The organism is Luteimonas dalianensis, assembly GCF_049339425.1.
Lineage (GTDB): Bacteria > Pseudomonadota > Gammaproteobacteria > Xanthomonadales > Xanthomonadaceae > Luteimonas > Luteimonas dalianensis.
This window is the reverse complement of sequence record NZ_JBMPPO010000002.1, coordinates 214,262-236,634: the sequence shown is the minus strand read 5'-3', so window position 1 is coordinate 236,634 and position 22,373 is coordinate 214,262. Positions and strand designations below refer to the sequence as shown.

General features: G+C 69.3%; 20 protein-coding genes. 8 read left to right on the top strand and 12 right to left on the bottom strand.

Features of this window, described 5'->3' with window-relative positions:
• Positions 1–63 precede the first annotated feature (63 nt).
• The 4 genes from ACOZ90_RS03290 to arsH all read right to left on the bottom strand — a co-directional run bounded on the left by ACOZ90_RS03290 (position 64) and on the right by arsH (position 2,407).
• Entirely contained in the window at positions 64–420 is a 357-nt protein-coding gene (locus tag ACOZ90_RS03290) for an HVO_A0114 family putative DNA-binding protein (RefSeq protein WP_422892207.1), read from the bottom strand.
• A 223-nt stretch (positions 421–643) separates the two neighbouring features.
• Entirely contained in the window at positions 644–1,000 is a 357-nt protein-coding gene (locus tag ACOZ90_RS03285; protein WP_422892206.1) for an NAD-dependent epimerase/dehydratase family protein, read from the bottom strand.
• Between the two features lie 7 nt (positions 1,001–1,007).
• Complete coding sequence (locus ACOZ90_RS03280; RefSeq protein ID WP_422892205.1) at positions 1,008–1,667, bottom strand: 2-hydroxychromene-2-carboxylate isomerase; 660 nt, start codon at positions 1,665–1,667, stop codon at positions 1,008–1,010.
• Complete coding sequence (gene arsH, locus ACOZ90_RS03275) at positions 1,664–2,407, bottom strand: arsenical resistance protein ArsH (RefSeq protein WP_422892204.1); 744 nt, start codon at positions 2,405–2,407, stop codon at positions 1,664–1,666. The genes ACOZ90_RS03280 and arsH overlap by 4 nt, the downstream gene beginning before the upstream one ends.
• 39 nt (positions 2,408–2,446) lie before the next feature.
• Here arsH and ACOZ90_RS03270 point away from each other — a divergent pair, with 39 nt between their 5' ends.
• Positions 2,447–2,743: an ArsR/SmtB family transcription factor gene (locus ACOZ90_RS03270; RefSeq protein WP_422892203.1), complete on the top strand. Its 297-nt coding sequence runs from the start codon at positions 2,447–2,449 to the stop codon at positions 2,741–2,743.
• Between the two features lie 69 nt (positions 2,744–2,812).
• Here ACOZ90_RS03270 and ACOZ90_RS03265 read toward each other — a convergent pair whose 3' ends face one another.
• A complete protein-coding gene (locus ACOZ90_RS03265; RefSeq protein ID WP_422892202.1) occupies positions 2,813–3,169 on the bottom strand; it encodes a DMT family protein in 357 nt (118 codons plus the stop codon).
• A 186-nt stretch (positions 3,170–3,355) separates the two neighbouring features.
• Between ACOZ90_RS03265 and ACOZ90_RS03260 the strand changes: the two genes are divergently transcribed.
• Positions 3,356–5,575 (top strand): NADP-dependent isocitrate dehydrogenase, encoded by a 2,220-nt coding sequence (locus ACOZ90_RS03260; protein ID WP_422892201.1) that lies wholly within the window; start codon positions 3,356–3,358, stop codon positions 5,573–5,575.
• Positions 5,576–5,687: 112 nt separating this feature from the next.
• A complete protein-coding gene (locus ACOZ90_RS03255; RefSeq protein WP_422892200.1) occupies positions 5,688–6,578 on the top strand; it encodes a class I SAM-dependent methyltransferase in 891 nt (296 codons plus the stop codon).
• A 27-nt stretch (positions 6,579–6,605) separates the two neighbouring features.
• On the opposite strand, the gene ACOZ90_RS03250 is transcribed toward ACOZ90_RS03255, so the two are convergent.
• From ACOZ90_RS03250 to folE, 4 genes are all read right to left on the bottom strand, one after another.
• A complete protein-coding gene (locus ACOZ90_RS03250; protein ID WP_422892199.1) occupies positions 6,606–7,811 on the bottom strand; it encodes a lytic murein transglycosylase in 1,206 nt (401 codons plus the stop codon).
• Positions 7,812–7,888: 77 nt separating this feature from the next.
• Positions 7,889–8,869 (bottom strand): L-histidine N(alpha)-methyltransferase, encoded by a 981-nt coding sequence (gene egtD / locus ACOZ90_RS03245; RefSeq protein WP_422892198.1) that lies wholly within the window; start codon positions 8,867–8,869, stop codon positions 7,889–7,891.
• Positions 8,866–10,155, bottom strand: a complete 1,290-nt coding sequence (gene egtB, locus ACOZ90_RS03240) for an ergothioneine biosynthesis protein EgtB (RefSeq protein WP_422892197.1) — start codon at positions 10,153–10,155, stop codon at positions 8,866–8,868. Before egtB ends, egtD begins: the two co-directional genes overlap by 4 nt.
• Positions 10,156–10,209: 54 nt before the next feature.
• Positions 10,210–10,815, bottom strand: coding sequence for a GTP cyclohydrolase I FolE (gene folE, locus ACOZ90_RS03235; protein ID WP_422892196.1), 606 nt, complete (start codon positions 10,813–10,815; stop codon positions 10,210–10,212).
• Positions 10,816–10,980: 165 nt separating this feature from the next.
• Here folE and ACOZ90_RS03230 point away from each other — a divergent pair, with 165 nt between their 5' ends.
• Positions 10,981–12,831 (top strand): DUF885 domain-containing protein, encoded by a 1,851-nt coding sequence (locus tag ACOZ90_RS03230; protein ID WP_422892195.1) that lies wholly within the window; start codon positions 10,981–10,983, stop codon positions 12,829–12,831.
• 269 nt (positions 12,832–13,100) lie between these two features.
• Here the strand turns inward: ACOZ90_RS03230 and sstT are convergent, their stop codons facing one another.
• From sstT to ACOZ90_RS03215, 3 genes are all read right to left on the bottom strand, one after another.
• On the bottom strand, positions 13,101–14,324 hold the full coding sequence (sstT, locus tag ACOZ90_RS03225; RefSeq protein ID WP_422892194.1) for a serine/threonine transporter SstT: 1,224 nt from the start codon (positions 14,322–14,324) through the stop codon (positions 13,101–13,103).
• Positions 14,325–14,352: 28 nt separating this feature from the next.
• Complete coding sequence (brnQ, locus tag ACOZ90_RS03220) at positions 14,353–15,657, bottom strand: branched-chain amino acid transport system II carrier protein (protein ID WP_422892193.1); 1,305 nt, start codon at positions 15,655–15,657, stop codon at positions 14,353–14,355.
• Between the two features lie 79 nt (positions 15,658–15,736).
• On the bottom strand, positions 15,737–16,534 hold the full coding sequence (locus ACOZ90_RS03215) for a class I SAM-dependent methyltransferase (RefSeq protein WP_422892192.1): 798 nt from the start codon (positions 16,532–16,534) through the stop codon (positions 15,737–15,739).
• A gap of 151 nt (positions 16,535–16,685) precedes the next feature.
• On the opposite strand from ACOZ90_RS03215, the gene fdnG reads away from it, so the two are divergent.
• From fdnG to fdhE, 4 genes are all read left to right on the top strand, one after another.
• The gene (gene fdnG / locus ACOZ90_RS03210; protein ID WP_422892191.1) at positions 16,686–19,754 is read left to right on the top strand and encodes a formate dehydrogenase-N subunit alpha; all 3,069 of its coding nucleotides are present in this window, start codon (positions 16,686–16,688) and stop codon (positions 19,752–19,754) included.
• A gap of 10 nt (positions 19,755–19,764) precedes the next feature.
• Positions 19,765–20,685: a formate dehydrogenase subunit beta gene (gene fdxH, locus ACOZ90_RS03205; RefSeq protein ID WP_422892190.1), complete on the top strand. Its 921-nt coding sequence runs from the start codon at positions 19,765–19,767 to the stop codon at positions 20,683–20,685.
• Entirely contained in the window at positions 20,678–21,322 is a 645-nt protein-coding gene (locus ACOZ90_RS03200; protein ID WP_422892189.1) for a formate dehydrogenase subunit gamma, read from the top strand. The genes fdxH and ACOZ90_RS03200 overlap by 8 nt, the downstream gene beginning before the upstream one ends.
• A 99-nt stretch (positions 21,323–21,421) precedes the next feature.
• Complete coding sequence (fdhE, locus tag ACOZ90_RS03195; protein ID WP_422892188.1) at positions 21,422–22,372, top strand: formate dehydrogenase accessory protein FdhE; 951 nt, start codon at positions 21,422–21,424, stop codon at positions 22,370–22,372.
• Position 22,373 lies beyond the last annotated feature (1 nt).

Sequence of the window (22,373 nt, the reverse complement as noted above, 5' to 3'; positions counted from 1 at the left end):
CCGGTCACTCCTCCATGGCGTTCGGCCGCCGTGGGCCTGTTGCAACCAGCACCCGCGCCACCGTCAGGCCGCCCGTGCGCGGGCTTCGAATTCCACATGCACACCCTGGTAGGGAAACAGCAGCGCGCCGGCCTCGGTCCTTTCCAGCAGGCCACAGTCCACCAGCGCCGCGGCATCGGTGTGCACGCCCTTCACGTCGCGATCGACCCGACGCGCCAGCTCACGCACGCCCAGCGGACCCGCGCCCGCCAGTGCCGCCAACAATCCCCAGCGGTTGGGATTGAGGGTACGCAGCAGGTCTTCGCCGCTGGTGAAGGTATAGCGCGGCATGGCATCGCGCTTGCCGCGCCCAGCAGCTTTCGTGCGGGCCTTCACTTCGGCCACGCTGGCCACGCCGATGGTCAGGATGTCTTCGTTCATGATGCCCTCACAGCTGGGCTACATCCGCCCAGAAATCTTCGATCAGTTGATCCAGCGTGGTGAAGGTGTAGGCCTACCACGTAAGCCAGCCCGTACTTGTAGCCATGTGCACTGCCGCGCACAGGGGCCGGGACGTCCCAGATCATCAGGTCGGCAAACGCGTCGTCGTCCAGCTTTACTCGTTCCTTGATGACAAGCCGGGATTTCCTTTTCATGTTGTAAACTATACAACACCCGCTGGCGTTGTCAACAGAACAACAGTGCTCGAAGGGTCTCCAGGCAGGCGGGCAACGACCCCTATGGAACGTCTGATCAACTCGCCTTTGCTCGTCATTCCCGCGGCAACACCGGCCCCAAGGCACATGGTGGTGCCGAGCGCGCAGATGACGGCGTCGACGCGCCACCAGGTGGCGTCTTCGGGCAGGCGGTCGAAGTCGACCCGCGGCGCGAGCAGGCCCGGCCGCTCCGGAAGCGGGCGGCGAACCGGGGCGATGACTTCGTGGATGCGCCCGTCGGCAATTGCCAGGTCGAGCACGTGGCTGCCGACGAGGCCGGTGGCGCCGAGCACGAGGAGCTTCATGCCCGCCTCATTCCCCGCCGGCCTCGCGCCTGGCCGTGGCCACCGGCAGCGTTTCCAGCCGCCGCATGGCGGGGGATTCAAACAGGGCGGGGTCGGCCATCCAGGCCTGGAACATGCCGGTGGCGTCCTCGCCCCAGAAGAGCTGGCCGTCGGCGAGCAGGGTCGGCACCCCGAAGACGCCGGCCTGCACGGCGGCGTCGAAGTTGCCGCGCAGACGGTCCTTGACCTCCGGCCGGCGCAGCGCTTCGTCCACGTCGGCGATTCCAAGCTGCTCCGCAACCGGCGCCAGGTCGGCGGCGGTTTCAGCGGCGCTGCCTTCGCGCCAGATGTGGTTGAAGACCGCATCGACCGCGGCCGCCGTGGCGCCCGCCGCCAGGCACAGGCGCAGCGCCGCCAGCGGGTTGAACGGGTGCGCCGGCGGGAAGCGCATGGGGATGCCGGCCCGGTCCGCGCGCCACTGGGCGTGGCGGTAGGTGAACAGGCGCTTGGCCGGGATCTCGGCCGGCCCCTTGTGCCCGTGGCGGGACAGCAGCCCGGCGAACAGGATCGGGCGGTACCGGATGCGCAGCGCGTCGAGGTTCTTCAGCTCCTGCCACTGCAGGTAGGCGAACGGGGAGATGAAGTCGAAGAACCACTGGATGGGGCGGTCGGGATCGGCTTGTGTCATGCGGGCGTGCTCCGATGCGGTTGCCCGGGCCATTCTGCATCCTGCGCCGGGGCGCGCGCGGCCAGGTCGCCCTTGCGTTCGCTGTAGCGGCTGGTCAGGTAGTCGCTGCGGTCGCGCACCAGCAGAGTGAACTTCACCAGCTCCTCCGTCACGTCCACCACGCGGTCGTAGAGGGCGGAGGGCTTCATGCGCCCCTGCTGGTCGAACTCCTGCCAGGCCCTGGGCACGGAGGACTGGTTGGGGATGGTCACCATGCGCATCCAGCGGCCGAGCACGCGCAGGGCGTTGACGGCGTTGAACGACTGCGAGCCGCCGCTGACCTGCATCACCGCCAGGGTGCGCCCCTGGGTGGGCCGCACGCCGCCCTCTTCCAGCGGCAGCCAGTCGATCTGGTTCTTGAACACGGCGGTGAGGGTGCCGTGGCGCTCCGGGCTGACCCACACCTGGCCTTCCGACCACTGCGACAGCGCGCGCAGCTCCCGGACCTTCGGGTGGTCCGCACCGCAGCTTCCCTGCACCGGCAGGCCGTGCGGATCGAACACCCGGGTCTCGGCGCCGAAGTGGCGCAGCAGACGCCCGGCCTCCAGCGCGAGCTTGCGGCTGTAGGACTCCGGCCGTAGCGATCCATAGAGGACCAGGATCCGCGGCGGGTGCGCGGAGCCGGGCACGCCGAGGCTGTCCAGGTCCGGCGTTTCCAGGGCGGCGTGGGTCACGTTGGGCAGGTCTTCGAGGGCGCTCATCGGTTGCCTTGGCAATTTTAATTCGACTATTCTAGAAATATGGAACTGTCTGATGCAAGCAACGCGCTCGCCGCGCTGGGGCACCCCACGCGGCTGTCCGTCTTCCGCCTGCTGGTGGAGGCCGGCCCGGAGGGGCGCCGGCCGGGGGTGATCGCCGAGGCGCTGTCGCTGCCAGGGGCGACGCTGTCGTTCCACCTCAAGGAGCTCGGCGCGGCCGGGCTGATCGAAGGCGAGGCGCACGGCCGGCACATCTGCTACCGCGCCGACTACGCGGCGATGAACGGGCTCATCGAGTTCCTCACCCGCAACTGCTGCGGCGCCGGTTCCGCGGATTAAGGCCGGAGGCGATCTCCAGCGCGACGGTGTCGCCCGGCGCGGCGCGGGACGCTTCCTCCTTTCCGGCGGCTAGTTGGTACCCAACCCACCCCGGAACATGAAAAACACCGCCCCCATGATGCACAGCCCCGCCCACAGGTAGTCCAGCTTCAGCGGCTCCTTCATGTAGAAGAAGGCGAAGGGGACGAACACGCCCAGGGTGATCACTTCCTGCAGGATCTTGAGCTGGCCCAGCGACATCACGGTGTAGCCGATGCGGTTGGCGGGCACCTGGAACAGGTATTCGAGCAGGGCCACGCCCCAGCTGGCCAGGGCGGCGACGATCCACGGCTTGGCGCTGAGCTCCTTGAGGTGGGCGTACCAGGCGAAGGTCATGAATACGTTGCTCAGGGTGAGCATGAGGATGGTGAGGCCGACTTCGCGCATGGGGCACCGGGCGGGTTGGGGGGCGGCGGCGGTATTTCAGCATGGAAGGCTGTGTTTCTTTGCCCGGTCACGCCCGAACCGCGACAATGGGCGGGATGAGCGCCGCCCCCGCCGGGGCGGTTCCCGTGCGCCGGCCCGGCCCCCTGCCGCGGCGCGCCCTTCCGCTTGACCGAGGAATCCCAGCCCATGTCCAACGCCCCCAAGATCATCTACACCCTGACCGACGAAGCCCCGTTCCTGGCCACGCAGTCGCTGCTGCCGATCGTGCAGTCCTTCGTCCGCACCGCGGGCGTGACGGTGGAAACGCGGGACATCTCGCTGTCGGGGCGGATCCTGGCGCAGTTCCCGGAGCGGCTGACCCACGAGCAGCAGATCGGCGACCACCTGGCCGAGCTGGGCGAGCTGGCCAAGACGCCCGAGGCCAACATCATCAAGCTGCCCAACATCAGCGCTTCGGAGCCGCAGCTGCGCGCGGCGATCCGCGAGCTGCAGGACAAGGGCTTCAACCTGCCCGACTACCCGGAAGACCCGCAGGACGACGCCGAGCGCGAGATCCGCGCCCGCTACGACAAGGTCAAGGGCAGCGCGGTGAACCCGGTGCTGCGCGAGGGCAACTCGGATCGCCGGGCGCCCAAATCGGTGAAGGACTACGCGCGCAAGCACCCGCACCGCATGGGCAAGTGGAGCGCGGATTCCAAATCGCACGTGGCGCACATGGCGGACGGCGATTTCTACTCCTCCGAGCGCTCGGCCACGATGGGCAAGGCGGGCGAGCTGAACATCGAGTTCGTCGGCAGGGACGGCCAGGCGCACGCGCTGCGCGGGCCGGTGAAGGTGCAGGAAGGCGAAGTGGTGGACGCGGCGCGCATGTCGCGCGCGGCGCTGGCGGCGTTCATGGCCGAACAGATCGAGGACGCCAGGGCGCAGGGCGTGCTGTTCTCGCTGCACCTGAAGGCGACCATGATGAAGGTCTCCGACCCGATCATGTTTGGCGTGGCGGTGGATGAGTTCTATCGACCCGTGCTGGAGAAGCACGCCGAGGCGCTGAAGGCGGCGGGCTTTGACCGCAACAACGGCATCGGCGACCTGTACGCGCGCCTGGACGAGCTGCCCGAGGCCATCACCGCCGACATCGACGCCCTCTACGGCGAACGCCCGGGCGTGGCAATGGTGAACTCGGACAAGGGCATCACCAACCTGCACGTGCCCAGCGACATCATCGTGGACGCGTCGATGCCGGCGATGATCCGCGACTCCGGCCGCATGTGGAACGCGGCCGGCGAGCTGCAGGACGCCAAGGCGGTGATCCCCGACCGCTGCTACGCCGGCGTGTACCAGGCGGTGATCGAGGACTGCAAGGCCAACGGCGCGCTGGATCCGGCCACCATGGGCAGCGTGCCCAACGTGGGCCTGATGGCGCAGAAGGCCGAGGAGTACGGCAGCCACGACAAGACCTTCCAGGCGCCGGGCGAAGGCACCATCCGGGTGACCGACCAGGACGGCAATCTGGTGTTCGAGCACGAGGTGGAGACCGGCGACATCTGGCGCATGTGCCAGACCAAGGACGCGCCGATCCGCGACTGGGTGCGGCTGGCGGTGGAGCGGGCGCGGCTGAGCGAGACCCCGGCGGTGTTCTGGCTGGATCCGCAGCGCGCGCACGACGCGCAGATCATCGCCAAGGTCGAGACCTACCTGAAGGAGCACGACCTGGCCGGCCTGGACATCCAGGTGCTGGCGCCGGTGGAGGCGACCAGGCACTCGCTGGCGCGCATCCGCAGGGGCGAGGACACCATCTCGGTGACCGGCAACGTGCTGCGCGACTACCTCACCGACCTGTTCCCGATCCTGGAGCTGGGCACCAGCGCCAAGATGCTGTCGATCGTGCCGCTGATGGCCGGCGGCGGGCTGTTCGAGACCGGCGCCGGCGGCTCGGCGCCCAAGCACGTGCAGCAGTTCACTTCGGAGAACTACCTGCGCTGGGATTCGCTGGGCGAGTTCCTGGCCCTGGCGGCGTCGCTGGAGCACCTGGGCCAGCGCTACAACAACCCGCAGGCGCGGGTGCTGGCCAAGGCGCTTGATGCGGCCACCGGCAGGTTCCTGGACAACAACAAGTCGCCCTCGCGCAAGCTGGGCGGGATCGACAACCGCGGCAGCCATTTCTACCTGGCGCTGTACTGGGCGCAGGCGCTGGCCGAGCAGGAGGGGGATCCGGCGCTGAAGGCCGTGTTCTCGCCGCTGGCGGCGGCGCTGGCGCGCGACGAGGAGACGATCGTCGCCGAGCTGATCGAGGTGCAGGGCGAGCAGGCCGACATCGGCGGCTACTACCGCCCCAGCCTGGGCAAGACCAGCGCAGCGATGCGCCCGAGCGCGACCCTCAACGAGGCCCTGGGCAGACTGGGCAGCTGATCCGCCACGCCGCCCACTGACAGGAGCGCGCCATGCGCGCTCCTGCAGGCACCGTACCGGGGCGGGCGACTTTTTGCGTTAGGCTGTTTTCCCCGCTTACGGAGAACCGCCGATGAAGCCCGCCCTGTCCGTCGCCCTGCTTCCCCTTGCCCTGGCCCTGGCCGCCTGCGCGCCGTCCGATGGCGACGCCCCGGCCAGCGCCGAGCCGGCCGCGGATACGATCACGCCGGCCCCGGCCGAGGCCGCCGCGCAGGCGGAGGCCACTTCACTGGATGCGGTGATCGGCGGCGACTGGCGCACGCCGGAGTTCGTCGAGCGCGACCGCTACCGCAACCCCGCTGAAACGCTGGAGTTCTTCGGCCTGCAGCCCGGCCACACCGTAGTCGAGATCACTCCGGGCGGCGGCTGGTACGCCGAGATCCTGGCGCCGTACGTGCGCGACAACGGGCAGTACGTTGCCGCCGTGGTCGACCCGGAGACGCTGCCCGAGGATCGCCGCGGCTACTCCCAGCGCAGCCTGGACTCGCTGCAGGCGAAGTTCGCCGGCGCGCCGGCAACGTTCGACCGCGCCGAAGTCGTCCGCTACGACCCCGCCGCGCCCGGCTTCGGCGAGCCCGGCAGCGCCGACCTGGTGGTGACCTTCCGCAACGTCCACAACTGGCTGGGCAGCGGCCAGGCCGAGGGCATGTTCCAGGGCTTCTTCGAGGTGCTGAAACCTGGCGGCGTGCTCGGCGTGATCGACCACCGCGCCGCCGACGGCATGGCCGACTACGACGACAGCGGCTACGTCGGCCAGGATCGCATGATCGCGCTGGCCGAAGGCGCCGGCTTCCAGCTCGACGCCAGCAGCGAGATCAACGCCAACCCGGCCGACACCAAAGACCACCCCAACGGCGTGTGGACGCTGCCGCCCAGCAACAACCACGACGAAGCGGACGCCGCCAAATACGCCGGGATCGGCGAAAGCGACCGCATGACCCTGCGCTTCGTAAAGCCCGAGTAACCGCCAGGCGCCGCCTGCACGGGGCGGTCAGGGCACGGCTGCGCGGGGCTGGTCTTGCAGCGCGCGCAGGATCTTCTGGCCTGCGCGGCCGTCGGCGGGGGTGATGCCCAGGCGCTGCTGCTCGGCGCGGATGGCGCGGCGGGTATTGGTGCCGATCAGGCCGTCAACTTCGCCGATTTCATGCCCATGTTCCAGCAACAGCGTCTGCAGCTCGCGGCGCTGGACGCGGGAAAGCCCCGGGTCGTCGGTGGGCCAGGACGCCACAAGCCCGCTCCCGCCGCGCAGGCGGTCGGACAGCAGGGCGATGGCCAGGGCGTAGCTTTCGGCGGCGTTGTACGAATAGATCGCGTCGAAGTTGCGGAACACCAGGAACGCCGGCCCCTGGCGCCCGGTCGGCAGCAGCACCGCCGAACGGGTGTTGCCGGGCAGGTCGATCGGCGCGCCGTCGATGCGCTCCACGCCGTGCTTCATCCACTCCGACAGCGTGCGCCTGTTGGTACGCCCGGCCAGCCCGGCGTTGAAGCCGGCCGGCAGCTTCACCTCGTAGCCCCACGGCCGCCCGGTCTGCCAGTTGGAGCGCTTCATGTAGTTGGCGGTGGAGGCCAGCGCGTCGGGGATGCTGCCGACCAGGTCGCGGCGGCCGTCGCCGTCGAAGTCGACCGCGATGCGCGCATAGGTGCTGGGAATGAACTGGGTGTGGCCGAAGGCGCCCGCCCAGGAGCCGGTGAGCCCCTCGGCGCGGATGTCGCCGGACTGCAGCAGCTTGAGCGTGGCGATGAACTCGCCGCGGAAGAACGACTGCCGCCGGCCCTCGCACGAGAGCGTGGACAGCGAGGTCAGGATCGGGCGCTTGCCGAAGATGCGGCCGTAGTCGCTTTCCACGCCCCAGATGGCGACCACGGTGGCCGGATCCACGCCGTACTCGGCGGATACGCGCGCCAGCAGGTCGGCGTGCTCAGCCAGCATCGCCTTGCCGTCTTCCACCCGCTGCTCGTCGACCAGCCCGGCCAGGTAATCCCAGATGTCGGTGCTGAACTCGGGCTGGAAATTGAGCAGCTCCAGCACCGAGCGGTCGGGCTCAAGATCGGCGGTGTAACGCTCGAACGTCGCCGCGCTCACGCCCTGCTGCGCGGCCGTGGGCTTGAGGTTGGCCAGGCAGCGCTGGAACGCCGGATCGGCCTGGGCAGCGAAGGCGGGGGCAAGCAGCAGGGTCAGGCAGGCAAGACGTTTCATGGCCATGAACATGATGGGGAGCCTCCATTGTAGGAGCGCGCCGTGCGGGCGTTGCAGGCACGGACGCGTAGCGCCGGTCATGCCCGGCGCAGCAGGCGCAGGCCGAACCAGTCGTCGGGGTCGTTCCAGGCTTCGGCCACCTGCCAGCCGGCCTCGGCGGCCATGGCGGCGAAATCGGCGTCGGTGTACTTGTGGCTGGTCTCCACCTGCATCGCCTCGCCGGCGGCGAAGTGGAAGCCGCGGCCGTCCACGTGCACGTCCTGGTCGCGCTGGCTGACCAGGAAGGTCTCGATGCGCCGCCGCTCGCGCGAGTAGGTGGCGCGGTGGCGGAACTGGCCCAGGTCGAAATCACTGCCGATCTCGCGGTTCAGCCGCGCCAGCAGGTTGAGGGTGAACTCCGCGGTGACCCCGGCGGCGTCGTTGTAGGCGGCCTCGATCAGCGCCGGATCCTTGTCCAGATCGATGCCCACCAGCGCCAGGCCGTCCTCGCCCACGGTATCGCGCATGGCGGCCAGCAGCCGCACCGCCTCGCCGCGTTCGAAGTTTCCCAGTGTGGAGCCCGGGAAGAACGCCAGCCGCGCCCGCGCACTGCGCGCGGGCCGGGGCAGCGCCACCGGGCGGGTGAAGTCGGCGCACACCGGCAGCATCTCGATGCCGGGGAAGCGCCCTTCCAGCCGCGCCACGCTGTGCAGCAGCGCCGCGCGCGAGATCTCGATCGGGGTGTAGGCCACCGGATCGTCGATGCCGGCCAGCAGATCCTCGGTCTTGCGCCCGCTGCCGCTGCCGTACTCCACCACGTGCAGGCGCGGGCCCAGCGCGGCGGCGATGTCGGCCATGCGCGCTTCCAGCAGCGCGATCTCCACCCGGGTCGGGTAGTACTCCGGCTGCCGGGTGATCTGTTCGAACAGCTCCGAGCCGCGCGCATCGTAGAAATACTTGGACGGCAGCCGCCGCGGGCTGGCCGACAGGCCGGCGACCACGTCGGCGGTGATCCGCTCCGGGCCGGGCTGCAGATCCACCAGGTCGGCGTCCGGCGTGGCGGGCGCGGACAGGCTCATCCGGCATCCCTTGCCAGCCGCAGGCCGGTGAACTGCCAGCGCGCCGGCGAGGGGAAGAAGTTGCGGTAGCTGGCCCGCGCGTGGCCCGGCGCGGTGGCGCAGCTGCCGCCGCGCAGCACCCACTGCGCGCACATGAACTTGCCGTTGTACTCGCCGATCGAGCCCGCCCACGGGCGATAGCCCGGGTAGGCGGTATAGGCGCTGGACGTCCACTCCCAGACCCCGCCGAACAGCTGGGCGAAGCCGCCGATGCCCGCCGCGCCGGGCGCCCACGGGTGCAGCGTGGGCTCGCCGGCGTCGCCCGGATCGGCCTGCGCGGCCACGTGCTCCCATTCGGCCTCGGTCGGCAGCCGCGCGCCCGCCCAGCGCGCGAACGCGTCGGCTTCGAAATAGCTCAGGTGGCAGGCGGGCGCATCCGGATTGGCAGGCTGCCAGCCGTGCAGGGTGAACACCTGCTCCAGGTCCTCGTGCCAGTACAGCGGCCGGCTCCAGCCTTCGGACTGGATCTGCGTCCAACCGTCGCTCAGCCACAGCCCGGCATCGCGATAGCCGCCGTCGGCGATGAACGCGCGGAACTCGCCGTGGGTGACCGGCCGGTTGGCCAGCGCGAACGGCTGCAGCAGCACCGGGTGCCGCGGCGACTCGTTGTCGTAGGCGAAATCGTCCGAGTCATCCGGCCAGCGCGCGGCGCCGATGTGCGCCGTCTGCGCCGGCACCTGCACCCACCGCAGCGGCAGCCCGGCGCCGTCGGCCGGCGGCGGCCCGTCGCAATACGCCGGATGCAGCGGATTGCTCCAGAACGCATGCTTGATGTCGGTCAGCAGCAGCTCCTGGTGCTGCTGCTCGTGGTGGATGCCCAGCAGCAGGCGCTGCAGCGCCTGTGTATCCAGGTCCCCGGCCGTGGCACGCGCGGCGATGCGCTCGTCCACCTGCGCGCGGTAATCGAGCACCTGCTGCAGCGACGGCCGGGTGAGCATGCCCCGGCGCGGCCGCGCGTGCATCGGCCCGACGCTCTGGTAGTAGCTGTTGAACAGGAAGTCCCAGTCCGGGTTCACCGGCCGGTAGCCGTCGTCGCCGGCGAGGATGAAGCGTTCGAAGAACCAGGTGGTGTGCGCCAGGTGCCACTTGGCCGGGCTGGCGTCGGGCATGCTCTGCACCATCGCGTCCTCGGCCGACAGCGGCGCGGCCAGGGCGACGGTGCGCGCACGCGTGCGGGCAAAGCGCTCGGGCAGATCCTGGCCGGAAGCCGGGACGGGTTCGGGCGCGAGGGGAGACACGGACGCCATCGCCGCATGGTTGCGCGGCGGACGTGACAAAGCCGTTAAACGCGGCCCCGGCGGTTACGGGCCGCGGGCGCCGACCTGGATGAAACGCAGGAATTCGGCGCGGGTGCGCGCATCGTCGCGGAACGCGCCGAGCATGGTCGAGGTCACCATGCTCACCCCGCGCTTGTGCACGCCGCGGGTGGTCATGCACTCGTGCACGCCCTCCACCACCACGCCCACGCCCATCGGCTGCAGCGCGCGCTGGATACAGTCGGCGATCTGCGCGGTCATCTTTTCCTGCACCTGCAGGCGCTTGGCGTAGGCCTCCACCACCCGCGCCAGCTTGCTGATGCCCACCACCCGGCCGGCCGGCAGGTAGCCCACGTGCACCTTGCCGATGATCGGCGCCATGTGGTGCTCGCAGTGGCTCTCGTACTCGATGTCGCGCAGCACGATCATTTCCTCGTAGCCGCCGACTTCCTCGAAGGTGCGCGCCAGGTACTCGTCCGGATCCAGCGCGTAGCCGCTGAACCATTCGCGATAGGCCTTGGCTACCCGCTTGGGCGTATCCAGCAGGCCTTCGCGCGACGGATCGTCGCCGGCCCAGCGCAGCAGCGTGCGCACGGCCTCTTCGGCCTGGTGGCGGGAGACGCCGTTCGCGTCGTCGGGATTTTCTGCCATGGCTTGCGGGTCAGGATGGACAAGCGGCCATGTTACCGCGCCGACGCGGGCGGGCCGGGCCACGGCGCCGTTCAGCGCCCGGACATCCGACCGTGACAATTCGCAGTGGGCGGCGGGCAAACGCCGGCGGCACAATGGACGCCCCTTTTCCAAGGAGCCGCCCCCGTGCGCCCCATCCTTGCCTGCAGCACCCTCGCGATCGCCCTGGCCCTGGCCGCCTGCTCCCCGCAGCCCGCCGGCGAGCCGGCCGCCGTTACCACCCAGCAGGCCGAGGCCGAGTCCGCGCGCCTGAACGCGTGGTTCGACGAGCAGTACCAGGCCTTCCTGCAGTTCAGCCCCACCACCCTGACCTTCCAGGGCAGCAAGGAACTCTACGACCAGCTCGACGACGCCTCGGAAGCGGGCATCCGGGAGCGCCTGGACTGGATGGCCGCCTCGGTGGCGGAGATGGAGTCCGGCTTCGACTACGACAGCCTGGACGCCGACGCCCAGCTGTCCTGGCAGATCTGGAAGCGCCAGTACGAAAGCGCGCGCGGGCAGTGGGAGTTCCGCCACCACGCCTATGCGTTCGACCAGATGAACGGCATGAACAGCGTGCTGCCGATGTTCCTGATCAACTTCCACAAGGTCGATACCGAGCAGGACTACCTGGCCTATCTGTCGCGGCTGCAGGCGGCCGAGACCCTGCTCGACCAGCAGCTGGGGCACGCACGCGCCTCGGCCGAACAGGGCATCCGCCCGCCGCGCTTCGCCTGGGAGGGCGTGATCGAACAGTCGCGCAACATCATCACCGGCGCCCCGTTCGGCGAGGGCGCCGACAGCCCGCTGTGGGCCGACCTGCAGGCCAAGGCCGACGCGCTGGTGGAGACCGGCGAAATCACCGCCGAGCGCGCCGATGCCCTTAAGCAGCAGGCGCGCGACGCCCTGCTCGGCCACATCCAGCCCGTCTACGACCGCATCATCGCCTTCGGCCAGCAGGAGCTGCCCAACGCGCTGGAAAACCCGGCCGGCGTGGGCACCACCCACCCCGACGGCGCCGCCTACTACGCCTGGCAGCTGCGCGAAAACACCACCACCGACTTGACCGCGGATGAAATCCACCAGCTCGGCCTGGACGAGGTCGCGCGCCTGCGCGGCGAGATGGAGGCGGTGATGGAGCAGGTGGGCTTTGAAGGCGACCTGCAGGCGTTCTTCGAATTCATCAACACCGACCCGCAGTTCCGCTACCCCGACACCGACGCAGGCCGCCAGGCCTACATCGACGACGCCACCGCCGCGATCGACAACATCGAAAAAGTCCTGCCCGAATACTTCGGCCGCCTGCCGAAGGCGGATCTTGAAGTGCGCCGGGTTGAGGCCTTCCGCGAACAGCCCGGCGCCGCCCAGCACTACTACCCCGCCACCCCCGACGGCTCACGCCCGGGCATCTACTACGCCCACCTGTCGGACATGAACGCCATGCCGAAGACCGAGCTGGAGGTGATCGCCTACCACGAAGGCCTGCCCGGCCATCACATGCAGATCTCCATCGCCCAGGAGCTGGAGGACATCCCCACCTTCCGCACCCAGCAGTTCACCACCGCCTACACCGAAGGCTGGGGCCTGTACTCGGAGTGGCTGGCCAAGGAAATGCCCGGCACCTACGAGAATCCGTACTCCGAATACGGCCGCCTGATGTCCGAAATGTGGCGCGCGATCCGCCTGGTGGTCGACACCGGCATGCACGCCAAAGGCTGGACGGAGGAAGAAGCCGTCGAATACTTCTCCGCCAACAGCTCCATCCCCGAGGCCGCCATGCGCTCGGAGATCCGCCGCTACCTGATCATGCCCGGCCAGGCCACGGCCTATAAGGTCGGCATGATCAGGATGCAGCAGCTGCGCGCCAAAGCCGAGGCCGAACTGGGCGAAGCCTTCGACATCCGCAGCTTCCACGACCTCATCCTCGGCGGCGGCGCCATGCCCCTGGATCTTCTGGAGCAGCGCGTGGATACCTGGATCGCCCAGCAGCAAGGCTGACCCGAACGCCGCCCAGAACAACCCGGCGCCCGGCTTCCCCACCGAAGCCTAGAAAACAACAGATGGAGTGAGCCGCGCCCCGGCGCCGGGGGGATCGCGCCAAGCAATACATGGATGTATTGCGCGCGCGTCGGGACAGGATGTCCCGCCGCGCGAAAAGCGATCCCCCCGGCGCCGGGGCGCGGCGTCCCTCCGAAGGAACAGCGTCCGTCCGAAGGAACAGCGCCCCACCGAAGGAACAACATCCCTCCGAAGGAACGGCGTCCGAATCAGCCCCCCGCAGCCCCTTCCCGCTGCTCCATCCGCCGGCACACCGCCGCAGTAAACAGGATGTCGGTCGAAGAGTTCAGCGCCGTCTCCGCAGAGTCCTGCACCACGCCCACCACGAACCCGACCGCCACCACCTGCATCGCGATATCCGCATCGATCCCGAACAGCCCCGCCGCCAGCGGAATCAGCAGCAGCGAACCGCCCGGCACCCCCGACGCCCCGCACGCCCCGACCGCCGCCACCACGCTCAGCAGCAGCGCCGTCGGCAGGTCGACCGAAATACCCAGCGTGTGCACCGCCGCCAGCGTCAGCACCGAAATCGTCACCGCCGCCCCGGCCATGTTGATCGCCGCCCCCAGCGGGATCGCCACCGACGCCGTCGCCTCATGCAGTCCCAGCCGCTTCGCCAGCGCCAGGTTCACCGGAATGTTCGCCGCCGAAGAGCGGATGAAGAACGCCGTGATCCCGCTCTCGCGCAGGCAGGTGAACACCAGCGGGTAGGGATTGCGCCGGGTCACCGCGAACACGATCAGCGGATTGAGCACCAGCGCCACCGCCAGCATCGAACCCAGCAGCACCGCCAGCAGGTGCGCGTAGTCCAGCAGCACGCCCAGCCCGGCCGCGGCCAGGGTCGAAGCAACGATGCCGAACACCCCCACCGGCGCCAGCCGGATCACCCAGCGCACCACCGTGCTCACCGCCTCGGCCAGGTCGGCCAGTCCGGCGCGGATGCCGTCACCGGCCCGGCGCAGCGCCAGCCCCAGGGCCACGCCCCAGGCCAGCAGGCCGATGTAGTTGGCCTCGGCCATCGCCTTGGCCGGATTCTGGAACACCTGCAGCAGCACGCTGCGCAGCACCTCGCCGATGCCGCCGGGCGGGGACATCGCCATGTCCGGATCGACGTTGAGCACCAGCGTGGTCGGGAACAGGAACGAAGCCGTCACCGCGATCAGCGCCGCACCGACCGTGCCGATGAAATACAGCAGCAGGATCGGCCGCATGTGGGTGCCGCCACCGCCGCGGTGGCCGGCGATCGCGGCGGCCACCAGCACCAGCACCAGCACCGGCGCCACCGCCTTGAGCGCCTCCACGAACGCGGTGCCCAGCAGCTCCACCGAGCGCCCCGCCGCGGGCCAGGCCACGCCCACCAGGGTGCCCAGCAGCAGGGCGATGACGATCTGGGTGACCAGGCTCGGGCGGCGCAGGAACTCGGGCAATGCCATGCAGTAAACCTTTTGCGAGTGGGTCGTATCAGGCGGGCCGCGGCGGGGATACCGGCAGCGCGCGGTCAATGATCGCCGCAATCACCGTCACCACCAGCACCGGCACCGTCCAGCCCAGCCCCATCGCCGAGCCCGGCAGCACCGTCAGCCAGGACGGGATCCAGGCATCGAAACCGGCGGCGATCAGCCCGTCGATCACGCCGAACACCGTCGCCACCGCCATCGCCGGCACGAACACCCGCCGCGGCCAGCGCCACAGGCGCCAGGCCAGGCCCAGCACCATCAGGGTGATCGCAATCGGGTACAGCCCCACCAGCACCGGCACCGAGACCGCGATCAGCTGCGCCAGGCCCTGGTTGGCCACGGCCATGGAGAACAGCCCCATCACGATCACCACCGTGCGGTAGGACACCGGCAGCAGGCGGCTGAAGTATTCGCCCAGCGCCGTCAGCAGCCCGACCGCGGTGGTCAGGCAGGCCAGGGTGATCACCACCCCCAGCAGCACCCCGCCGGCGGGCCCGAATGCATGGTGGGCGTAGCCGGTGAGCAGGGCCACGCCCGTCTCGGCCTCCGGCGCGACGCTGCCGCTGGTCGCGCCCAGCCACATCAGCGACAGGTACACCAGCGACAGGCACAGCCCGGCGATCAGCGCCGCCACGATCGTGTAGCGGGTCACCAGCCGCCCGCTCTCCACGCCGCGGGCGCGGATCGAGGTCACGATCACCACCCCGAACACCAGCGCCGCCAGCGCGTCCATGGTCAGGTAGCCCTGCACGAAGCCCTGCGACAGCGGCGCGGCCTGGTAGGCGGCGTCGAACACGCCCGCGCCGCCGGCCGGCTTGACGATGGCCGCGATGCCCAGCACCACCAGCGCCAGCAGCAGGGCCGGCGTGAGCACCTTGCCCACGCTGTCGATCAGCCGCCCCGGGAACAGGGCGATCAGCGTCGCCAGCGCGAAGTACACCACCGTGTAGCCGAACAGCTGCGCCCTGCCGTCACCGATGAACGGCGCGAAGCCCATCTCGAACGACACCGTGGCCGTGCGCGGCGTGGCGAACAGCGGCCCGATGGTGAGGTAGACCGCCACCCCGAAGGCGGTGCCGGCGACCCGGCCGATCGGCGAGGTCAGCATGTCCAGGCCGCCGCCGACCCGGGCCAGGGTCACGATCGCCAGCACCGGCAGGCCCACGCCGGTGAGCAGGAAGCCCAGCGCCGCCCACCACAGGTTGGGGCCGGAGGCCAGGCCCACCATGGGCGGGAAGATGATGTTGCCCGCGCCCAGGAACAGCGCGAAGGTCATGAAACCCAGCGCAACGACGTCCTGCGTTTTCAAGCTCTGCATCCGGCGGCTCTCCCCCGCGACAAACGCGCCATTCTAGGCACAGGTCGGCGCGGCACGCCCGGGCCGCTGGTCATGCACGCACCCGACGCGCCACCGCATCCCGGTGCGCGCCGCTGAAGCCCAGCCAGCGGCGGCGCCCGCAGCGCATGAACACCTGTTCGGCCTCCGCCGCGCCGGCCGGCCGCAGCGCCAGCTCCAGCCAGTCGCCCCACAGCACCGCTTTTTCCAGCGCGACGGGCTCGCCGTCCACCCAGGCCCGGCCGGTGACCTGCTGGAAGTCCTGGAGCAGCGCCACCCGGTGGCGCCGGCCGCGGCCGCACGTCCACTCCCAGGCCCCGTGCACCCGCGCCGGGATGATCCACAGGAACACCCCCACGCCGTCCACCATCACCTTGCGATCCGGCTTCCACTCGCCCATGTCGAACGCGTGCGAGACCACCCGGGTGCCGGGCCGCAGCTCATCCAGCAGGCGCGGGCGCAGCTCCATGTTCAGCCCGTGCAGCAGGTACAGGGTGACCACCGTGGCCGGGCTGAAGTCGGCGTGCAGCAGGTCGTACTCGATGAAGCCGGTCATGTGCCCGACCCCGGCCCGCTCCGCCCAGTCCCCGGCCTGCTCCACCCGCCGCCGGTCGATCTCCACGCCCACCGCCCTGGCCCCGAAGCTGCGGGCCGCGGCAATCACGATCCGGCCGTCGCCCGAGCCCAGGTCGTAGACCACGTCGGCGGCGTCCACCGCGGCCAGCCGCAGCATCGCGTGCACCACGCGCTGCTCGCTGGGCACGTACGGCACGTCGAGCAGGTGATCCGGCTCCACCGGCCGGCCCTGGAACCACAACCCTTCGCTGTGCAACCGCCGTTCCTCACCCATGGTTCACGGCCTCCAGCATAGCAGCGGCCTTTTTTGTTCAATGGTTTACGAGTCACCTGCCGCGGACTATGCTGCAGGTTGCGCCCTTGTTTTTTTACGGCGCGCGAGCCAGTCAGTTTCCGATAGCCAACCACTTCCCGAGGATCGCTTCATGGCCAGCATGAATCGACGGCAGTTCCTCAAGGTCACGGGCACCAGCCTGGCCGGATCGAGCATGGCGGTACTGGGGATGTCCCCGGGCACCGCGATGGCCGAAGTCCGCCAGTACAAGCTGGCCCGGATGACCGAGACCAGGAATACCTGCCCCTATTGTTCGGTCGCCTGCGGCGTCCTGATGTACGGCCTGGGCGACGGCGCCAAGAACGCCCCGTCCAACATCGTCCACATCGAGGGCGACCCCGACCATCCGGTGAACCGCGGCACGCTCTGCCCCAAGGGCGCGGGCCTGCTCGACTTCATCAACAGTCCCAACCGCCTCAAGCAGCCGGAATACCGCGCGCCGGGCTCGGACACCTGGGAGACCATCTCCTGGGACGACGCCATCGACCGCGTCGCCCGGCTGATGAAGGACGACCGCGACGCCAACTTCGTCACCACCAGCGACGAGGGCAACACGGTCAACCGCTGGCTCAGCACCGGCATGCTCGCCGCCTCGGCCAGCCCCAACGAAGTCGGCTACATCACCCACAAGGTGATGCGCAGCTTCGGAATCCTGCCATTCGACAACCAAGCCCGCGTTTGACACGGCCCGACGGTGGCAGGTCTTGCCCCGACGTTTGGCCGTGGAGCGATGACGAACCATTGGGTCGACATCAAGAACGCGGACATTGTGCTGATCATGGGCGGCAACGCAGCCGAGGCCCATCCGTGCGGATTCAAGTGGGTCACTGAGGCCAAGGCGCACAACGCCGCCAAGCTGATCGTGGTCGACCCGCGCTTCAACCGCTCGGCGTCGGTCGCCGACTACTACGCGCCGATCCGGACAGGCACGGACATCGTGTTCCTGGGCGCGGCGATCAAGTGGCTGATCGACAACGACCGCATCCAGCACGAATACGTACGCAACTACACCGACATGACCTTCATCGTGCGCGAGGACTTCGCGTTCGAGGAAGGCGTGTACTCGGGCTACAACGAGGCCACCCGCACCTACGACAAGTCCACCTGGGACTACGAGCGCGGCGACGACGGCTACGTCCGCACCGACCCGACGATGCAGCACCCGCGCTGCGTCTACCAGCTGCTCAGGAAGCACTACGAGCGCTACACGCCGGAGATGGTGGAGCGCGTCTGCGGCACCACCAGGGAGCAGTTCCTGACCGTGGTCGAGATGCTGGCCTCCACCGCCACGCCCGACCGCGCCGGCACCATCCTGTACGCGCTGGGCTGGACGCAGCACTCGATCGGCTCGCAGATGATCCGCACTGGCGCCATGCTGCAGCTGCTGCTGGGCAACATCGGCATCGCCGGCGGCGGCATGAACGCGCTGCGCGGCCACTCCAACATCCAGGGCCTGACCGACCTGGGGCTGATGACCAACCTGCTGCCGGGCTACCTGACCCTGCCCAACGAGGGCGAGCAGACCTACGAGCAGTACATCACGGCACGCACGCAGATGCCCCTGCGCGCCAACCAGATGAGCTACTGGCAGCACTACCCGAAGTTCCACGTCAGCCTGATGAAGACCTGGTGGGGCGACGCGGCCACGGCCGAGAACGACTGGGCCTACGACTACCTGCCCAAGCTCGACAAGCCCTACGACATGCTCCAGACCTACGAGCTCATGGACGCGGGCAAGGTCAACGGCTACATCTGCCAGGGCTTCAACCCGCTGGCCGCCGCGCCCAACAAGGCGAAGATGAACTCGGCGCTGGCCAAGCTCAAGTACATGATCGTCATGGATCCGCTGGTCACCGAGACCTCCGAGTTCTGGAAGAACTACGGCCGGCCCAACGACGTCGACACCGCCAGCATCCAGACCGAGGTGATCCGCCTGCCGACCACCTGCTTTGCCGAGGAGGAGGGCGCGCTGGTGAACTCGGGCCGCTGGCTGCAGTGGCACTGGAAGGGCGCCGAGCCGCCCGGCGCGGCCAAGAGCGACATCGAGATCATGGCCCGGATCTTCACCCGGATGCGCGAGCTGTACGAAACCGAGGGCGGCGCGTTCCCCGATCCGATCCTCAACCTGACCTGGGACTACGTCCGCCCGCAGTACCCGACGGCGGAGGAGCTGGCGAAGGAATACAACGGCCGCGCGCTGGAAGACCTGCGTGATCCGAACGACCCCTCGCGCATCACCCGCCGCGCCGGCGAGCAGGTCGCCGGCTTCGGCGAGCTGCGCGACGACGGTACGACTGCCAGCGGCTGCTGGATCTACGCCGGTGCCTGGACCGAGGACGGCAACATGATGGCGCGGCGCGACAACAGCGACCCGACCGGCATCGGCCAGACCCTGAACTGGGCCTGGTCGTGGCCGGCCAATCGCCGCATCCTCTACAACCGCGCCTCCGCCGATACCGCCGGCCAGCCCTTCGATCCGAAGCGCCCGCTGGTGTGGTGGGACGGCAAGCGCTGGACCGGCGCCGACGTACCGGACTTCAAGGCCGACGAGGACCCGGCGGGCGGCATGTCGCCGTTCATCATGAACCCCGAGGGCACGGCGCGCTTCTTCGCCAAGGGCGCCATGGCCGAAGGCCCGTTCCCGACCCACTACGAGCCCTTCGAGACCCCGCTGGGCTACAACCCGGTCTATCCCGACGCGCCCGGTTCCACCAGCAACCCGGCCGCGCGCGTGTTCGAGTCCGACCTTGCGACCATGGGCACGGCCGAGGACTTCCCCTACGTGGGCACGACCTACCGCCTCACCGAGCATTTCCACTACTGGACCAAGCACGTCAAGCTCAACGCGATCCTGCAGCCGGAGCAGTTCGTGGAGATCGGCGAGGGCCTGGCACACGAGATCGGCGTCGCCAACGGCGACCGCGTGAAGGTCTCCTCCAAACGCGGCTTCATCGAGGCCGTGGCGGTGGTGACCAAGCGCATCCGCGCGCTCAAGGTCGACGGCAAGACCGTGCACCAGGTCGGCATCCCCATCCACTGGGGCTTCGTGGGCCTGGCCAAGCCGGGCTTCCTGGCCAACACCCTCACCCCATCGGTGGGCGACGGCAACTCGAACACACCCGAGTTCAAGTCGTTCCTGGTGAACGTGGAAAAGGTATAGGAGGCGCGCCATGGCACTGCAATCGCTTGATATCAAACGCGTCTCCGCAACCACCACCCAGCCGCCGGCCGCGCGCGTGGATGCCACGATGAGCGTCGCCAAGCTGATTGACGTCAGCAAGTGCATCGGCTGCAAGGCCTGCCAGGTGGCGTGCATGGAGTGGAACGACCTGCGCGACGAGGTCGGTGACAACGTCGGCGTCTACGACAATCCGGCCGACCTGACCCCGGAATCGTGGACGGTGATGCGCTTCACCGAGCACGAGACCGACGACGGCAACCTGGAGTGGCTGATCCGCAAGGACGGCTGCATGCACTGCGAGGATCCGGGCTGCCTGAAGGCCTGTCCGTCGCCGGGCGCGATCGTCCAGTACGCCAACGGCATCGTGGACTTCCACGAGGAAAACTGCATCGGCTGCGGCTACTGCATCACCGGCTGCCCCTTCGACGTGCCGCGGATCTCGAAGAAGGACAACAAGGTCTACAAGTGCACCCTGTGCTCGGATCGCGTCGCGGTCGGCCAGGCGCCGGCCTGCGCCAAGGTCTGCCCGACCGGCGCGATCGAGTTCGGCACCAAGGAGCGGATGACCCAGCACGCCGAGCTGCGGGTGCTCGACCTGAAGTCGCGCGGCTTCGACAACGCCGGCTTGTACGACCCGGCCGGCGTCGGCGGCACCCACGTGATGTACGTGCTGCACCACGCGGACAGGCCGGAGCTCTACAACGACCTGCCGAAGGATCCGAAGATCAGCCCGATGGTGTCGGTGTGGAAGGGCGCCGCCAAGCCGCTGGGCCTGGCGGCGATGGCGCTGACCGCGGTCGCCGGCTTCTTCCACTACATCCGCATCGGCCGCAACGAGGTCACCGAGGAAGACGAGCGCGAGGCTGCCCGCGAACGCGACGCCGCCACCGAGGAGGTTCGCCATGACTGAGCACCGCACTCCCGAGGAAATCCCGCGCTACACGCCCAACGAGCGCACCAACCACTGGCTGACCGCGATCAGCTTCGTGCTGGCCGCGCTCTCCGGGCTTGCCCTCTACCATCCGGCAACCAACTGGATGGCGGCGCTGTTCGGCGGCGGGTCGTGGACGCGGATCCTGCATCCGTTCATCGGCAGCTTCATGTTCATCGTGTTCGCGCTGCTGGCCGCCCGCATGTGGGGCCACAACCGCATCGAGCCGCGCGACCGCGAGTGGATGAAGCACACCGGCGACGTGATCAACAACCGCGAGGAGAACCTGCCCGAGGTCGGCCGCTACAACGGCGGGCAGAAGGTGCTGTTCTTCGGCCTGATCGTGGCCATGATCGGCCTGCTGGTCACCGGCCTGCTGATGTGGCAGCCGTGGCTGGCCCCGCTGTTCCCGATCACCGCGATCCGCTGGGCCTCGGTGCTGCACGCCTTCTTCGCCACGGTACTGATCGTCATGATCATCGTCCACGTCTACGCCGCGTTCTGGGTCAAGGGCGCGATGGGCGCGATGATCACCGGCAAGGTCACCCGCGGCTGGGCCTGGAAGCACCATCGCGCGTGGCTGCGCGAGGTCGACCGCGAGGGCGGCACCAAGTAGCGGCCCTGCCGGCTTTGCCCTAACCTGCCCCGTGCGGGGCAACGGCGCGCCCCACCAGGCGCGCCGTTCCTTTTTTTACGCACCCCCGATGGAGGAGCCGTGCAACGCATCCTGCCCCGAGGCGAGATCGAAAGCCTCGACCACACCCGCATCCCGCGCCTGCGCATGCCCGAGCGCGCGAGCGTGTTCTCCGACCGCGCCGCGCGCCTGCGCAGCCTGGCCGCCTCCAGCCCGATCGGCGACTACCTGGAGCTGATGGCGCGCCTGGCCGACGCCCAGCAGCGCGCGCTGAAGGAGTTCACCCCGCCCGAACCGGATCCGAAGCTGGTCGAACAGGCCCGCGAGCACAACATGCCGCCGCTGCAGCCGGCCAGCGCGCCGCGCGACGCGCCCGCCTGGCGCGCGCTGCTGGCGTGCCTGCTCGACGACGTCCTCGCCGGCGACGGCCTGTCCGACGGCGCGGCCGCCGCCTGCACCCGGCTGCGCCAGACCCTGGAGTCCACCCCGGAAGACGTGGAGGACATCGCCGACGCCCTGCTGGCATCGGGCTACGACAGCGTCGACGTCGACGCTGCGGCGGCGCCGTTCGTGATGGCCGCGCTGCAGGTGTACTGGACGGCGATGGCGGCCGCGTTCGATCCCGAGCAGGTGCCGTCCGGGCCGTTCGGCGTGTGCCCGCTGTGCGGCACCCCGCCGGTGGCCAGCGTGGTGCGCATCGGCGGCGCCTACGACGGCTACCGCTACCTGTGCTGCCCGCTGTGCAGCGTGGAAACCCATCTGGTGCGGGTCACCTGCTCGCACTGCTCGCAGACCAAGGGCATCGCCTACCACCACATCGAGAACGCCCAGGGGGTCACGCCGGAGGCAATCAAGGCCGAAAGCTGCGAGGGCTGCCGCAGCTATCGCAAGATCTTCTACCAGGAGAAGGATCTGCACGTGGAGCCGGTGGCCGACGACCTGGCCAGCCTGGCGCTGGACGTGCTGATGGGCGAGGAAGGCTACACCCGCAGCAGCGGCAATCCGCTGCTGTGGCAGGCGCGCGAGGACTGAG